At 69.2% G+C, this 13936-nt stretch carries 18 protein-coding genes; 10 read left to right on the forward strand and 8 right to left on the reverse strand.

All coding sequences use genetic code 11. The features are described from left to right. The coding region (folP, locus tag OQF71_RS10470) for a dihydropteroate synthase (RefSeq protein ID WP_280587571.1) at positions 1-961 on the reverse strand (961 nt) is incomplete at its 3' end. A 162-nt stretch (positions 962-1123) separates the two neighbouring features. On the opposite strand from folP, the gene OQF71_RS10475 reads away from it, so the two are divergent. Continuing rightward, positions 1124-1351, forward strand: a complete 228-nt coding sequence (locus OQF71_RS10475) for a hypothetical protein (protein ID WP_280587573.1) — start codon at positions 1124-1126, stop codon at positions 1349-1351. Positions 1352-1357: 6 nt separating this feature from the next. On the opposite strand, the gene OQF71_RS10480 is transcribed toward OQF71_RS10475, so the two are convergent. Further along, positions 1358-1906, reverse strand: coding sequence for a DUF192 domain-containing protein (locus OQF71_RS10480; RefSeq protein WP_280587576.1), 549 nt, complete (start codon positions 1904-1906; stop codon positions 1358-1360). A gap of 160 nt (positions 1907-2066) precedes the next feature. Between OQF71_RS10480 and OQF71_RS10485 the strand changes: the two genes are divergently transcribed. Genes OQF71_RS10485 through OQF71_RS10500 form a run of 4 tightly spaced genes read left to right on the forward strand, consistent with a single transcriptional unit; the run spans position 2067 to position 4577 of the window. Continuing rightward, complete coding sequence (locus OQF71_RS10485) at positions 2067-2651, forward strand: hypothetical protein (protein WP_280587577.1); 585 nt, start codon at positions 2067-2069, stop codon at positions 2649-2651. Then, positions 2648-3535 carry a TrmJ/YjtD family RNA methyltransferase gene (locus OQF71_RS10490; protein ID WP_280587578.1) on the forward strand — a complete coding sequence of 296 codons (888 nt, stop codon included), beginning with the start codon at positions 2648-2650 and terminating at the stop codon, positions 3533-3535. Before OQF71_RS10485 ends, OQF71_RS10490 begins: the two co-directional genes overlap by 4 nt. A 2-nt stretch (positions 3536-3537) precedes the next feature. Continuing rightward, positions 3538-4227: an AzlC family ABC transporter permease gene (locus tag OQF71_RS10495; RefSeq protein WP_280587579.1), complete on the forward strand. Its 690-nt coding sequence runs from the start codon at positions 3538-3540 to the stop codon at positions 4225-4227. Further along, the gene (locus tag OQF71_RS10500; protein WP_280587580.1) at positions 4224-4577 is read left to right on the forward strand and encodes an AzlD domain-containing protein; all 354 of its coding nucleotides are present in this window, start codon (positions 4224-4226) and stop codon (positions 4575-4577) included. The genes OQF71_RS10495 and OQF71_RS10500 overlap by 4 nt, the downstream gene beginning before the upstream one ends. Positions 4578-4615: 38 nt before the next feature. On the opposite strand, the gene OQF71_RS10505 is transcribed toward OQF71_RS10500, so the two are convergent. The 3 genes from OQF71_RS10505 to OQF71_RS10515 form a co-directional block, all read right to left on the reverse strand. Further along, a complete protein-coding gene (locus OQF71_RS10505; protein ID WP_280587581.1) occupies positions 4616-4984 on the reverse strand; it encodes a hypothetical protein in 369 nt (122 codons plus the stop codon). Between the two features lie 57 nt (positions 4985-5041). Then, on the reverse strand, positions 5042-5365 hold the full coding sequence (locus OQF71_RS10510) for a hypothetical protein (protein ID WP_280587583.1): 324 nt from the start codon (positions 5363-5365) through the stop codon (positions 5042-5044). A 75-nt stretch (positions 5366-5440) separates the two neighbouring features. After that, the gene (locus OQF71_RS10515; protein WP_280587592.1) at positions 5441-7372 is read right to left on the reverse strand and encodes an aldehyde ferredoxin oxidoreductase family protein; all 1932 of its coding nucleotides are present in this window, start codon (positions 7370-7372) and stop codon (positions 5441-5443) included. A 277-nt stretch (positions 7373-7649) separates the two neighbouring features. On the opposite strand from OQF71_RS10515, the gene OQF71_RS10520 reads away from it, so the two are divergent. From OQF71_RS10520 to OQF71_RS10530, 3 genes are all read left to right on the forward strand, one after another. Then, positions 7650-8126, forward strand: coding sequence for a hypothetical protein (locus tag OQF71_RS10520; RefSeq protein WP_280587584.1), 477 nt, complete (start codon positions 7650-7652; stop codon positions 8124-8126). Between the two features lie 37 nt (positions 8127-8163). After that, on the forward strand, positions 8164-9258 hold the full coding sequence (locus tag OQF71_RS10525; protein WP_280587585.1) for an archaeosine biosynthesis radical SAM protein RaSEA: 1095 nt from the start codon (positions 8164-8166) through the stop codon (positions 9256-9258). Between the two features lie 172 nt (positions 9259-9430). Continuing rightward, positions 9431-9634, forward strand: a complete 204-nt coding sequence (locus OQF71_RS10530; RefSeq protein WP_280587586.1) for a hypothetical protein — start codon at positions 9431-9433, stop codon at positions 9632-9634. Positions 9635-9671: 37 nt separating this feature from the next. Here the strand turns inward: OQF71_RS10530 and OQF71_RS10535 are convergent, their stop codons facing one another. Further along, positions 9672-10469, reverse strand: a complete 798-nt coding sequence (locus OQF71_RS10535) for a 5-formyltetrahydrofolate cyclo-ligase (protein WP_280587587.1) — start codon at positions 10467-10469, stop codon at positions 9672-9674. 124 nt (positions 10470-10593) lie between these two features. Here OQF71_RS10535 and engB point away from each other — a divergent pair, with 124 nt between their 5' ends. After that, complete coding sequence (gene engB / locus OQF71_RS10540) at positions 10594-11214, forward strand: GTP-binding protein EngB (protein WP_280587588.1); 621 nt, start codon at positions 10594-10596, stop codon at positions 11212-11214. Positions 11215-11535: 321 nt separating this feature from the next. Here engB and OQF71_RS10545 read toward each other — a convergent pair whose 3' ends face one another. Both OQF71_RS10545 and OQF71_RS10550 read right to left on the reverse strand, forming a co-directional pair. Beyond that, the gene (locus OQF71_RS10545; RefSeq protein ID WP_280587589.1) at positions 11536-12582 is read right to left on the reverse strand and encodes a hypothetical protein; all 1047 of its coding nucleotides are present in this window, start codon (positions 12580-12582) and stop codon (positions 11536-11538) included. Between the two features lie 66 nt (positions 12583-12648). Beyond that, positions 12649-13338, reverse strand: a complete 690-nt coding sequence (locus OQF71_RS10550) for a DUF1405 domain-containing protein (RefSeq protein WP_280587590.1) — start codon at positions 13336-13338, stop codon at positions 12649-12651. Positions 13339-13469: 131 nt separating this feature from the next. On the opposite strand from OQF71_RS10550, the gene OQF71_RS10555 reads away from it, so the two are divergent. Further along, on the forward strand, positions 13470-13936 hold a 467-nt coding region (locus OQF71_RS10555; RefSeq protein ID WP_280587591.1), incomplete at its 3' end, for an FxsA family protein.

The following is a 13936-nucleotide window of genomic DNA, read 5'->3' on the forward strand; positions in this document are numbered from 1 at the left end:
CGGCGTCGAGCCGAGCGAGATGGCGCTCGGCCTCGCGCGCGGTCGTCACGTCGAGTTCCTCGACGGCGACGTCGCCCGGATCGCGGCCCGATCGAACGCGGTCGCTGGCGAATTCGGCGCCGACGAGCGCCGCGTCGCGCGTCTCGGCGACGTCGTGTGTCCGGATCACGTGGGCGCCGCGCTCGACCGCCATCGACGTGGCCGCCAGCGAGACGGGGAGCGCCTCCTCGGTGGTCCGCCCGGCGATCGTCTTGAGGAAGCTCTTGCGGTTGATCGAGACGAGCAGCGGTCGGCCGTACCCGCGGAACTCGCGGAGCCGGCGGAGCGTCTCGCGGTCGTCGGCGTGGGTCTTCGCCTCGGACCAACCGCCGAAGGCGGGGTCGAGGATCGTCTTGTCGGTGAACCCGTTCATCGAGAGCGCCTCGTAGATGTCGTCCGCGTAGCTGCGGCTACGCTCTGGACTGGCGGCGCTTCGGGCCGCCCAGTCGACGTCCTCGATGGCGCCCGGCCGATCCAAGTCCGGCGGCGAGGCCATCTTCGAGACGGCGGCGTCGTGCTCGCGGCAGACGCGGGGCATCTCGGGGTCGGCGAACCCGCAGATGTCGTTGACCATATCGAAGCCGCGCGAGAGCGCCTCGTCGGCGACCTCGTGATACCGGGTCTCGATCGACCAGACGGCGTCGCCGGAGGTCGATTCGAGCGTCTCGATCGCCGTGTCGAGCCGATCCAGCTCCTGCTCGGCCGAGAGCACGTCGAGGTCCTTGTTGGCCGATTCGAGGCCGACGTCGACGATGTCGGCGCCCTCGCCGATAAGCTCCTCGTCGACGTACCCGGCCGCCTCGCCCGGGTCGTCGTACACGCTCGGGTCGTACGGCGACTCCGCGGAGACGTTGAGCACACCCATGATCCGGGGCGGGTGATCGTCGCCGATCCCGAGCCCTGCGGCGTCCACATTTCGCATACGATCACCACGGGCGCGAGAGACATAAACGGGGCGAGTGAGGGGTGACAACGGGTCGCAAGCGAGCGGGGGCACGTGTGAGTGTGAGGGGGCACGTGTGGGTGTGAGACATGACGGCAGCCGTCGGGCACGCGTTAATGCCGTCCGGCACGTTCTCGATGTATGAACACGAAAGCGGAAGACCGACTGCTCGGACTCGCGGTAGCCGCCCTCGTCACGACGATAGGGGGCGAGCTGCTCGGGAGTCAACTCCTCGTCACGGTCGGCGTGGTCGGGTTCGCCGTCGCGCTCTTGGCACTCTTCGCGGTCATGAGCGTCGTGCTCGCGGTGAGCGTCGGATCGACGGAGCTGAACGCCCCCGACCCGAGGGCCACCGACAGGGCTCGCTGAACGGGGTCACAGCTCGAAGGCCAGCGCGTCCCCGACCGCGACGCCGTTGCGGTCGGTCCACTTGTACGGGAGTTCCAGCACGTACTGCCCCGACCCGGGGTACGCTTGATCGTTCCCGTCCTCGTTCGGTCCCGGCTTCGGCGCGTTATGGATCTCGACGACCGTCCCGTCAGGGTCGGCGTAGACGATGTCGATCCCGAACTCCATCTCGCGCATGACGAACGTGAGGCCCTCCCGCTCAGCGGGGAAGACGAACAGCATCCCGGCGTCCTCGGGGAGCGATCCCGCGTCGCTGAGGCCGGTGTATCGTTTCTCCCCCGTGTCCGCGATCGCCGCCGTCACCCTGCCGAGGGGATCGCCGTCGGAGGTTCTGACTTCGACGACGGTCGTCTCGTAGTCGGCGTAGGCGCCTGACGGCCACTCCTCGCCCGGAGGCGTGTCGTCACCGGCGGCCTCCTCTTGGCCCTCGCTCGCGGGCGGGCCGGCACCGACACAGCCCGCGAGGGCACCGACCGAGCCGGCGCCGATCGCGGCTACCAGTTCTCGGCGTCGCATTAGCGGGCGGACGAGTCGCTCGCGTATATGCCCCACGAAGGGGACGACGGCCGCCGGAGCGGCTCACCCGGACTCCGGCGGTACGAGCGCCCGGAGGCCGACGAGACCCGCTCGCCCCGGGAAGGACGCGCTTTTATCCGCGCCGCGTGTAGCGCCGCGCATGGCGAAAGTGAGCGTCGGCCTCCGCGGATGGCGGTTCGACGAGGAGGAGATCTTCACCGACGACGGCGAACTCAAGCCGCTCGACGAGATCCCTGAGGGGCCCCGGGAGCGGCTGTTCAGGCTCGTGGGTCTCGTCGAGGAGCCGTGCGACGTCTGTTACCTCGAACACGGCGAGAGCGAAGTCCACCGCTGTAACCAGGCCGAGATCGTCTACGGGGAGCCCGAGGGCGAGGTGCTGTGCTGCCCCGAACACGAGCCCGACCTGGTCTACTGGTACCGCGAGGCGGGCGGGAGCGACCACGCCGGCAGCGTGGAGTTCGGCGACCGCTTCCACGAGTGGGTCGCGGCCGGCAACGAGGCCCCGGAGGGGTACGGCTCGGTCGAGCACGTCGAGGAGGATCCCGACGGGCTCCCGGACCTGCCGGACCAACAGGAGATCCAAGAGCGCGTCGAGCAGGACTTCGAGGGCGACCGGATCGACATCATCGAACTCGCGGGGAAGGAAGGGGACGACGGAGACGACCTGAGCGAGGACGAGTTCGCGGACGTCGACCTCTCGACCGACTATCCGTCGAACCGATGAGCGGCGCGGACGAGGAGGCGGACGTGGACAGCGACACGGTCGCCGACGGCGACCCGCGGACGACCGAGGGTCCCGACGCGACCCCCGATGGCGACGACACCGACCGGTCGACCCGCCGCAAGCCGGTCGTCGTCGTCGTCGAGCCGGAGACGCCCGGAAACGTCGGCACTATCGCCCGGGCGATGAAGAACTTCGGGCTCGCCGAGCTCAAGCTGGTCGATCCGCCGGAGCTGAAGGAGGACGGCGAGGCGTACGGGTTCGCCGGCCACGCCCGCGAGGACGTGCTTCCGAACGCCGAGGAGGTGACGTTCGACGAAGTCGTGGCGAACTACCACACCGTCGGCACTACCGCAATCACCGGCGAGGACGACCGGAGTCACGAGCGGTTCCCGTTCAAGACCCCAGCCGAGCTCCGGGAGTCGCTGAAGACCGTCGACGCGCCGACCGCGATCGTGTTCGGTCGAGAGGGACGCGGCCTCAACAACGAGGAGCTCTCGCGGCTCGACGAGGTGTGCTCGATCCCCGCCGACGACGATTACCCCGTGTTGAACCTCGGTCAGGCCGCGACCGTGCTCTTATACGAGCTCCGCGATCTCACCGTCGACGAGACGCAGCTTCCGGACACGGCGGTCACGCGAGCCCCCGAGCCCGATCTGGAGCGCTTCCACGAGTTCTTCGGCGAGTTCCTCGCGGCGACCGGCCAGCGCGAGCACGTCCGCGAGAAGAACGCGCTGCTGATGCGCCGGCTGCTCGGTCGCGCGCACCCGACCGAACGAGAGATCCACTCGCTGCTCGGGACGTTCCGCAAGGCGAACGCGAAGCTGGAGCACGCGGAGCACCTCGCCGCCAAGTACGACGAGCCGGTGTACCCGCGGGAGCGATAGCCGTGAGCGACACCCTCCTCGACGGCGACCTCTGGGCCGGCGTGCGCGACGTGTCGCCGCTGATGCTCGGCATCGTCCCGTTCTCGCTCGTCGCCGGCATCGCCGCGGTCGACGCCGGCCTCGGGCTCGCGGAGGCGGTCGGGATGTCGGTGATCGTGTTCGCCGGCGCCTCCCAGCTCGCCGCGCTGGACCTGCTCGGATCGAACGCCCCGCTCGCGGTCGTCGTCGGCACGGCGGTCGTGATCAACGTCCGGATGGTGATGTACTCGGCCTCCATCGCGCCGTACTTCGCGGACTACGGCCGCCGGCTCCGCGCTGGCCTCGCGTACGTCCTCACCGACCAAGCGTACGCGCTCTCGGTCGCGGAGTTCGACCGGAATTCCGACCGGAGCCGCTGGCGCTACTACCTCGGCGCGGGGGCGTCGCTATGGGTCGTCTGGCAGATCGGAACGGTCGTCGGCGTCGTGGTCGGCGCCGGCGTCCCCGACGCGTGGGGGCTCACCTTCGCGGTACCGCTCGTCTTCCTCGCGCTTCTCGTCCCCGCGATGAAGGACCGGCCGTCGATCGCGGCGGGCGTCTCGGGCGGCGCAGTCGCGGTCGTCGCCGCCGGCCTCCCTCTGAACCTCGGCTTGCTCGTCGGGGCGAGTACGGGAATCGTCGCCGGCCTCGCGGCGGAGGTGCTCGGCGAGTGACGGGTGCGCCTTCGGCCGCGGGCTCCCCGCGCGTCTGGCTCGCCATCGTCCTCATCGGGGTCGCGACGTACGGGTTCCGACTCTCCTTCATCCACCTGTTCGGTCGGATCGACGAGGTGCCCGCACGGATAACGCGTCCCCTGCGCTACGTCCCACCGGCGGTGCTCGCCGCGCTCGTTCTCCCCGACCTACTGACGCTGCGCCCCTCCCTCACCGCGACCCTCCTGGACGAGCGCCTGATCGCGGGCGCCGTCGCCGGCGCGGTCGCGTGGCGGACGGAGAACATATTCGCGACGATCGCGGTCGGGATGACGACGCTGTGGCTGTTCCGGTTCGTCGTGTTCGCGTGAGGACGCGAACGCGAGAGCCCGACGTCGCCGGGCGCGTTTCAATCGATCCGGTTCGGGTATCGGCGTGCGAGGAGAGCGACCGCGACCGCGCAGACCGCGCCGAACGGGACCGCGGTCGCGACGCTCACGAGCCCGCGAGCGGGCGGCGCGGCGTACGAGACCGCGGCGGCGACGAGGATCGCGTACCCGAACGCGGCGATCCCGAGCAGGGCCGGCCGCGCCCCCGGTGAGCGCCAGAGGCGTGCCCAGACGGCCGCGCCCGCGACGATGCCGGCGGTGAGCCCGATCGGGAGCCCGACGAGCGCCGAGAACGCGATCCGGGCGGCGAGCGCCTCGATGAGAGCAGCGGCGACGGCGAGGAACGTCGTGAGCGCGACGCCGACCGCCGCGACGAGACGGGCGTTCATGCTGGGCGGAATGGACGGCCCACGGCTTAAGTGAGGCGCCGCGGCCCGGGCGCCGGGCTACCGGTCGCGTTCCCGCTCCGTGACCCGGTCCGCGGACGACCGTTCAGGGCCGGTGACGGAATCGAGCCGAGACCCCCGCTCGACTTCGCGTTCCCGAGCGTCGGCGATGCGTTGGGCGCCGTCCGCGACCGCGTCCAGCGCGGCGAACAGGCGGTACGAGAGATACGGGCCGACCGAGAGCGCGAGAACGAGGACGACGCCGATCAGTATCTGTCCGACGATCAGGAGCGAGTAGACGAACGTCAGGAGACTCACGGTTGCGAGGGCGGTCCCGACGCGGGTGCGGAGGGCCTCCGAGGGGGAAAGCGGGTCGTGCGTCATGCGTACCGCTACCGGCGTGTGAGATAAAAATGGGCGCGGAATCGGTCGGCGGGCGGCCGCCGGTAGGCGACCCCTTCAGTCGTCGGCCGGAGCCGCGGAGTCGCCGGCGGAGACGCCGGTTCCGGGGCCGATGTCGATACCGAGGTCAGCGAGCTTCTCGTCGGGGACGACGCCGTCGACCCAATCGCGGGTCTCGTAGTACTCCGCCTTCATCTCGTCGAGCTCGCAGAGCTCGCCCTCGCTGGCGCCCGTGCCGGGGATGGCGTCCGGGTGCCCGTCGATGAAGCGGTTCGGCAGCGTGTCGTCCGCGCCGTCGAAGCCGGCGAGGTTGTTGAAGTACCGTTCGAGGTTGTACACCCGCTCGCCCGCCTCGAACAGCTCGTCCTCGGAGACGTCGCGGCCGGTCATGCCGTTGTACTGGAGCACGTACTCCTCGATCCCCTCGGCGAAGGCGCTGAACTTGCAGATGTCGAACGAGTCCGACACCGCGTGCAGGTCCTGGAAGGTGGCGGTGAGCTCGCCTTTGCCCTCCCACTCGTACGGGTCGACCTTCTCCGGGATCCCGAGGATCTCGGCGGCCGGCGTGTAGCCGCGCAGGTGGCAGGCGCCGCGGTTGGAGGTCGCGTACGCGATTCCCATGCCCTTCATGCAGCGCGGGTCGTATGCGGCCATCGTCTGGCCCTTGACCGAGAGCTTGTTTCCGTGCGCCTCCTTCGCGTCGGCGACGCGCTCGGGGCCCTCCGCGAGGAGGTCGCCGAGGTCAGAGGAGCGGTGGCCGATCTCGTCGATGAGGTCGATCATCGTCTCGGAGTCGCCCCAGTCGAGGTGGCCGACGCCGTCGAGCTTCCCCTCATCGCTCATCTCCATCGCCATCGCCATCATGTTCCCGGTCTCGATGGTGTCGATGCCGAGCTCGTTACACCGGTCCAGCATGACGGCGATCTCGTCGCGGTCGTCGTGACCGGAGTTCGGACCGAGCGCCCAGGCGGACTCGTACTCGTACGACTCCATTCGGACGTTCAGGTCCTCGCCCTTGTGGGTGACGTCAACCTCGACCTCCTTCTTACAGGCGACCGGACAGGAGTGGCACGTCGGCTCGTCGACGAGGATATTTTCGCGGACGTTCTCCCCGGAGACCCGCTCAGCCTGGACATCGATGCCGTCGGCCTCGCTGTACGCCTCCGTCGAGGTGTGCTGTGCGTTCTTCGTCGGGAGGCCGTCCATCTCCTCGGTCGCGTTCATCAGGACGTTGGTGCCGTACATCGAGAGTCCACCCTCGTTGGGCGCGGTGACCTCCGACTCCCGGATGACCTCCATCGCCTGCTGGTAGCCCTCCTGGAACGTCTCCGAGTCGGCGGGCTTGGGCATGTCGGTGCCGCCCTTCACGACGACGGCCTTCACGTTTTTCGTGCCCATCACGGCGCCCGTGCCGCCGCGGCCGGACGCGCGGTCGTCCTCGTTGATGACGCAGGCGTAGCGCACGCCGTTCTCGCCGCCCTGTCCGATCGCCATCACGGAGAGGTTCTTACCGACCGACCCCTCGACCTCCTCGCCGATGTCGTCGATCGTGTCGTGGACGCCCTGGCCCCAGAGGTGGGAGGCGTCGCGTACCTCGACCTCGCCGTCCTCGACGAGCAGGTAGACGGGGTCGTCGCTCTCGCCGTCGAGCAGGATGCCGTCGAGCCCGGCCCACTTGAGCCGCGCGCCGGACCAGCCGCCGTGGTGGGAGTCGGTGACCGTCCCCGTCAGCGGGGACTTGGTCACCAGAGCGATGCGACCGCTCATCACGGTCTGCGTCCCCGTGAGGGGGCCCGTCATGAACGCGAGCCGGTTGTCCGGCCCCATCGGATCGACGTCGGGACCGGCGTCGAAGACGTACTTGACGCCGAGCCCGCGCGCGCCGATGTATTTTTTCGCGTCTTCGTCGTCGATCCCGCGGTACTCGACCGCTCCCTCGGCGAGGTCGACCTGTGCAACTCGGTCTCTGTAGCCGCCCATTTCAGTCATGTAATGCTCGTTCATTATAGACGGACCACAGCGTGTTAGTTGTTCACCTCTCTACGTAGCCGATATCGGTTACAGAACACCGAGCGCCGAGTGGCAGGAGTATATAAATTCTGCGCGCCGAGCGACGGACGAGACCCGAAGACTGCAACCCGATCGCGGGGTCGGCGAAGCGATCCCGGGGCTCCCGTGCGAGCGAGCGGTTTCGGCGGGGTCCTCGTCGACGCGAGCGTCCGCCCGATGTCGTGAGCCCTAACTTCCCGCGAGACGACCCGCGAGCGTGACGGGTTCCGACCGACGAACCGACGCCGACAGGCCGGAAACGGTCTCTGAGCGGGCCGCGGAGCGACCGCGAGTCGTCCCGGCCGCGTTCGCCGTCGTCGTGTTCGGCGGATCGGTGGTTCCGGTGCCGACCGCGTCGTCGGGGAGACACGCCGGCGGCGTGCTCAGCGAGGTCGTCAACGCGCTTCCGGCCGGCGTCGGATTCACCGTCCCGTTTCACGTCATCGGCTACGCGGTGCTCGCCGCCCTGCTCGTCCGCGCGGCGACACCGACGGCCGGGCGCAGTCGGAGGCGGCGAGCCGGTACGGCCCTCACCGCGGCGACCGCGGCGACGGCGTTCGGGTTCGGGATCGAACTCGTGCAGGCGCCGATCCCGTGGCGGTCGTTCGCGTGGGGCGACGCCGCCGTCAACGCCGCGGGCGCGGTCGTCGGCGCGGCTGTCGCCGCGACCCGCGCGCGGGAAGGTCCGCGATGACGACACGGCTTTACGCGCGCGGCCGCTCCCTCCGGTAATGAGCAAGCCGAGCCCCGACGCGTACGAGCAGGGGCGCGGGATGGACGCGCACAACGCCGTGATGCGCGACATCCGCGCCGAGCGCTCGGAGACGTACGACCCGACGCAGCCGACCCGCGTGTGGATCGACGAGGACAACACGCCCGACGGCGTCGTCAACTCCCTCACGATCATCCTGAACACGGGCGGCTGCCGGTGGGCCCGCGCCGGCGGCTGCACCATGTGCGGCTACGTCGCCGAGTCCGTGGAGGGCGGGAGCGTGGCCCACGAGTCCCTGATGAACCAGATCGAGGTGTGTCTCGACCACGAGCGCGAGGAGGCGGACGCGCCGGCCGAGCTGATCAAGATCTACACGTCGGGCTCGTTCCTCGACGAGCGCGAGGTGCCCGCGGAGACCCGCCGGGCCATCGCCGAGACGTTCGCGGACCGGGACCGTATCGTGGTCGAGTCGCTGCCGGACTTCGTGAGCCGGGAGAAGATCGGCGACTTCGCCGACCGCGGCATCGCGACCGACGTGGCCGTCGGGCTGGAGACGGCCACCGACCGCGTCCGCCACGACTGCGTGAACAAGTACTTCGACTTCGCCGACTTCGAGGACGCCTGCGCCGAGGCCGCCGACGCCGACGGCGAGTTCGACGCGGACGTGGGGATCAAGGCGTACCTCCTGATGAAGCCGCCCTTCCTCGCGGAGCCGGAGGCGGCCGCCGACATGATCGACTCGATCCGCCGCTGCGCCGACGTCGACGGGTGTCACACCGTCTCGATGAACCCGACGAACGTCCAGCGCTACACGATGGTCGACGAGCTGTTCTTCGAGGGGGGCTACCGCCCGCCGTGGCTCTGGTCGGTCGCCCACGTCCTCGCGGAGACGGCCGACGTCGACGCCATCGTCGTCTCCGATCCGGTCGGACACGGCTCCGATCGAGGCGCGCACAACTGCGGCGAGTGCGACGACCGCGTTCAGACCGCGATCAAGGACTTCGACAAGCGGCAGGACCCGAGCGTCTTCGAGCAGGTCTCCTGCGAGTGCGAGGCGACGTGGGAACACGTGATGGAAGCGGAGACGAGCTACAACATGCCGCTCGCTCGGTAGGGATCGATCGGTCCTGAACGGCGGTGGGAGATCGCGATCAGTTTCACTCATGTTTCTGAAACGAACGGGAGCTTTCAAACCGAATATCGACCCATTTCCGAGTTATAATTCGGAATATACCGAACGATCAGGCCGGACAAGACCCATATACGTCGGGATACTACCGATGTGTATGAACGCAGTCGTCAGCGGTCCCCGGTCGTCCCGCCGGAAGTCGGTCCTCTTCTGTGCGGAGTGCAGCTTCCAGAATCCCGTCTCGGACGGGTGGCTCGTCGTCAGCGACGGCGACGAGCGCACCATCGTCTGCCCCGAGTGCGGTCACGTCGCCGACCACCGTACGGAGCGGTCCGCCCCGTCGCCGAAGCGCGCGGACTGAGCGGCCTTCGGTCGACGCCACAGCAGCCGAGTCCCTCCTATTTTCGCTCCGGTGCCCGCTCCGCGAGCACCGGGATCGCGTCCAGTCGCTCCGGATCGAGCGCGTCCCAGTCGATTCCCGGGGGACGCTCGTACGGCGTCTCCGTCCGGATCGTTCGCTCCGGCGTGACGATCAGGTCGAGCGGTACGTCGTGAGCGTCGGGCTCGGGAAGCGCGGGCGTCGAGGCATCTCCGTCCCCGTCGCCCGCACCGCCGACGGCCGATTCCGGCCCGTCGATCACGGACAGTTCGTGGACCGTGGTCGCCACCGTCGTCTCGTCGTCGACGGCGTCGATCTCGCGGAGCACCCCCCACTCAAGGTCGCTGTACCCCTCGCCCTTTCCGATCCGCGCGCCGTCGGTCGCGACGGCGACGGAACCTGACACGACGAGGTCGACGTGAGGGACCGCCTCGGGCGCGACGGGGGTGCCGTGCGTCGAGATGCCCGAGACGGTGGTGGCGTCGTCGACCGTCGGGCGATCGGTAGCGTCGTCAGACCCCGCGAGTTCGTCGGGTTCGAGCCGAAGGAACGGATCCGGGTCCCGCAGTCGCGGCTGCGCGACGTACACCGTTTTACCGGCGCGGAGCGCGGCGCGCCTGACCGGCAGCTGCGGCGCGTCGGGGTTGCACTTGAGCGTCGCGGCCGCGGCCCACTCGGGGGTCTCAGTCAGTCGCTCGCACGCCGCGTCCGCGCCGGCGAAGTTCGGGATCCGGTCGTGCGGCGGGAAGGGGAACCGCGCCTGGTCGCCCGCCTCGAACGCGTCCCAGACGGCCTCGCGGACGGCCTGCTTGTCCATGCGTGAGGGAGCGCGCCCGTCGACAAGTAAGCCCCGAACGCGGGCGGACGCGACCGCACCACCGGCGGAACGGTCCGAGCGCGACGACACGCCCTTTAAACCGTTCAGTCGCCCACGTACGGGTATGTTCGAAGACCGGCCGGACCGCGACGCCGAGGTCGTCCTCGTGGGACGCTCGAACGTCGGCAAGTCCACGCTGATGCGAGAGCTGACGGGTCACGACTTCTCGACCGGCGGCAAGCCCGGGGTCACCCGCCAGCCGAACCACTTCGACTGGGCCAGCGAGAGCTTCATGTTCACCGACCTGCCCGGGTTCGGCTTCATGTCCGGCGTCGAAGAGGAGCACCGCGAGCAGATCAAAACGAACATCGTTCGTTACCTGGAGGAGAACGCCGACTCGATTTTGGCGGGCGTCGTCGTGATGGACGGGAAGGCGGCCGTCGACATCATCGACCGCCACGCCGAGCGCGGGAACATCCCCCACGACGTGGAGATGTACGGTTTTCTGGAGGACGTCGGCGTCGAACCGATCGTCGCCGTCAACAAGACCGACAAGATCGACGACCTCGACGAGCGGCTCGACGAGATCTGCGACCGCCTCGGACTGTACCCGCCGTGGCAGCAGTGGTCCGACCGGATCGCGCCGATCTGCGCGAAGGGCGGCGACATCGAGGCGTTAGAGGAGTGCCTCCGGACGCGCTTCCACGAGCACAACCGCGACGACCTGCTGAAGTTCGTCTCGTAACGACTGGTCTCGGGCGAGACCGCAATTTCGGTCGGGTGCGTTCCGGGCGCTCAGGTATAAATCGACACTGGCGACTCGGCGGAGAACACCTCCAAAGCCCCGGTCGCGAAGACCTCCGAACGTCGTTCCTGCTCGCTCCGCTGCCCGGGCTGCGACGTTCGTGGTCCCGCTCTCGCTGCTCGCGGGATTCGCGATGCCCCTCTGCGTCCCGCCCCACTGCAACCGCAGCCTCGCACCCCCCGGCCTCGTCGATGGCGCCGCCGGCGACGCCACCGCAGTCAGTATATAAATGATACGTGTCTGTACGCGGAGCGAACCGTCTCAGAACTCGAAGCCGACCGCGTCGCGGTCGGGTCGAATCGGACTCTTCGGGTACGGCGGCGACGCCTCGGGGTCGTTAAACGGGCGAGGGGCCGCGTCGTTCGGGCCGTCGGGGTAGAAGAGGGCGGCGAGCGTCTGGATCGCGGTTCGTCCGCTGGCCAGTTCGAACTGGCCGCCGCTGTAGAGATCTATCCCCTCGTTCTGACAGTGCGCGATCGTCTCGAACAGGGATTCGAGGGTACCGAACCGAGAGGGCTTGATGTTACAGTGGCCGGGGTCGACAGGGAGCGATTCGAGGCTCTCGACGCCGTCGATCGGGTAATCGAAGGAGAGCCGGTCGGCCTGTGGTTCGACGAGCGGTCGCGTCTCGGGCGTGAACGCCGGGTCCTCGACGATCGCGGTCGGGAACGCGGCGAACACGTCGCGGTACAGTTCGGGGTCGGCCTCGGCGTCGACGTCGGTGTCCTCGTACCAGCCTTTCAGGTCGAGGATCCGGACGGCCTCCGTCTCTCTGAGCGTCGCGAACGCCCCCTCCGGCCAGTCCGGCGTCGGATCGAGTTTGAACTCCAGCTCGTCGTCGAGTTCGAGCAGCTCCTCGACGCGGTCGGTCGTCGGCGGCTCTCCGAGTCGGGTGGAGACGACGAACCGCACCGGTTCGGGGTCGATACCGAGGTACTCGCCGAGCGACTCGTCGCGCTGGCGGAGCGCCAGGTCGAGGGCGGCGCTCTCGACCGCCCACCGCCGGTAGTTCCGGAACTGCTCCCGTGAGGGAGGTTCGTGCGCGAACAGGTCCTCGTCGCCGAGGCGGGCCGACAGCTCGTCTATCGTCCATTCGCCCTCGATGTCGATGGGGTCGGTCCCGACGAGCGCGTCGTGGTCCTCGGTCTCGTAGGTGACGTCCTCGCCACGGCCGACGACGCCGTCGCCGGAGAGCCGGAACTCGGTGGTGGTCCGCTCGAACCCGCTGGTGGTCGCGCCGGTGTATCGGCGTCGGTCGACCGACTCGATCGTCACGGACAGCTCAGCGATCCGCTCGTAGGCGCTCATGGGCGAGCCGACGGGCGCGGCGTACTTAAAGAAGGGACGCGGTCAGCGCCCGTCGCGACTAGGACCCTAGCGGGCCCGGAGCGTCTCGACGTGCGTGCCGAGCGTCCAGAACAGCGGGATCACGGTGAGCGCGACCGCGCCGGCGGCCGCGACCTGCAGCACGGTCGTCGTGAACCACGGGGTGGCGTCGGGGTACGGCAGCGAGGTGTGGGTCACGCCGCCGGTCAGGGGGACGAAGTAGTCCATCAGGAGGTCGACCGTGTACCACGCGGTCGCGATCGCGACCGCCTTCGGCGGGAAGTCCGTGATCCGATACAGCACGAACGCCTGCACGACCATCGCGAGGTGGCTCACGAGGAGGAACGCGTACAGCGGCGGCCCGGAGCTCTCGACGAACCGCGGCGCGAAGACGACGAGCACGTACGGGGTCCAGAGCCCGAGCTTGACGTTTCCGAAGAAGGCGAGCGTGGCGAGGGTGTCGCTCGACCGGCCGACCGCCCACGCCGCGAGCGCGAGCGCGATGAGCAGCGTCGCGCCCGGACTGTCCGGGACGAACGCCCACATCTCGGCGGGCACCTCCTGAAACTGGAACCGGTAGTACCAGAAGCCGAACGCGGTGCCGACGAGGTTGATCGCGACGATGACCCACGCGAACCGGAAGGCGATGTCCTCCAGCACCTTCGGCAGCGGGGCGACCCACCGCGGCAGCGACTCGCGCTCCGGGGGCTCGCGTCCGAGTGCGCCGACGATATCCATACGCTCGGGTCGGACCGGTCGCTCATAGCCGTGGCGGTCGCGGATCGGGGTGACCAGAGCGTCGTCGGGCGTCGACTCGGTCGCCGCCGGGACGAAAAGGGCTATGAGTCCCCGGCCGGAACGCTCGTGGTATGCGCTCGCGTACGCTGTTCGCGCTGCTGCTCGTCGTCCCCCTCGTGGACGCGCTGTTCCTAGTCGTGGTCGCGACGCGGCTCGGGTGGCCGGTCACGGTCGCGCTGGTCGTGTTGACCGCCGTGCTCGGGATGCTCCTCCTCCGCGCCGAGGGACGGGCGACGCTCGCTCGCGTCCAACGCAAACTGGCCCGCGGCGAACCGCCGACCGACGAGCTGCTCGACGGCGGCCTGCTGATCGCCGCCGGCGCGTTCCTGCTCACGCCCGGGCTCGTCACGGACGCGGTCGGCTTCCTGCTCGCGCTTCCGCTCTCTCGGGTCCCGATTCGGATGGCGCTCAAGAAGTACGTCGTGGTGCCGTACATCGACAGCGAGACCGGCGGCTTCGCCTCCGGGAACGTGTACATCGGCGGATTCCCCGGCGGCGAGGGCGGCGGCTTCACCACCGGGGGCGGTGGGTTCGGCGG

Origin of the sequence: Halorubrum sp. Boch-26, assembly GCF_029889805.1 — an archaeon.
Lineage (GTDB): Archaea > Halobacteriota > Halobacteria > Halobacteriales > Haloferacaceae > Halorubrum.

What these genes read in the sequence shown, in the direction of transcription:
- OQF71_RS10475 (WP_280587573.1), top strand. Translation starts at nt 1,124, where the DNA reads ATGAACACGAAAGCGGAAGACCGACTGCTCGGACTCGCGGTAGCCGCC.
- OQF71_RS10480 (WP_280587576.1), bottom strand. Translation starts at nt 1,906, where the DNA reads ATGCGACGCCGAGAACTGGTAGCCGCGATCGGCGCCGGCTCGGTCGGT.
- OQF71_RS10485 (WP_280587577.1), top strand. Translation starts at nt 2,067, where the DNA reads ATGGCGAAAGTGAGCGTCGGCCTCCGCGGATGGCGGTTCGACGAGGAG.
- OQF71_RS10490 (WP_280587578.1), top strand. Translation starts at nt 2,648, where the DNA reads ATGAGCGGCGCGGACGAGGAGGCGGACGTGGACAGCGACACGGTCGCC.
- OQF71_RS10505 (WP_280587581.1), bottom strand. Translation starts at nt 4,984, where the DNA reads ATGAACGCCCGTCTCGTCGCGGCGGTCGGCGTCGCGCTCACGACGTTC.
- OQF71_RS10510 (WP_280587583.1), bottom strand. Translation starts at nt 5,365, where the DNA reads ATGACGCACGACCCGCTTTCCCCCTCGGAGGCCCTCCGCACCCGCGTC.
- OQF71_RS10515 (WP_280587592.1), bottom strand. Translation starts at nt 7,372, where the DNA reads ATGACTGAAATGGGCGGCTACAGAGACCGAGTTGCACAGGTCGACCTC.
- OQF71_RS10525 (WP_280587585.1), top strand. Translation starts at nt 8,164, where the DNA reads ATGAGCAAGCCGAGCCCCGACGCGTACGAGCAGGGGCGCGGGATGGAC.
- OQF71_RS10530 (WP_280587586.1), top strand. Translation starts at nt 9,431, where the DNA reads ATGAACGCAGTCGTCAGCGGTCCCCGGTCGTCCCGCCGGAAGTCGGTC.
- OQF71_RS10535 (WP_280587587.1), bottom strand. Translation starts at nt 10,469, where the DNA reads ATGGACAAGCAGGCCGTCCGCGAGGCCGTCTGGGACGCGTTCGAGGCG.
- engB (WP_280587588.1), top strand. Translation starts at nt 10,594, where the DNA reads ATGTTCGAAGACCGGCCGGACCGCGACGCCGAGGTCGTCCTCGTGGGA.
- OQF71_RS10545 (WP_280587589.1), bottom strand. Translation starts at nt 12,582, where the DNA reads ATGAGCGCCTACGAGCGGATCGCTGAGCTGTCCGTGACGATCGAGTCG.
- OQF71_RS10550 (WP_280587590.1), bottom strand. Translation starts at nt 13,338, where the DNA reads ATGGATATCGTCGGCGCACTCGGACGCGAGCCCCCGGAGCGCGAGTCG.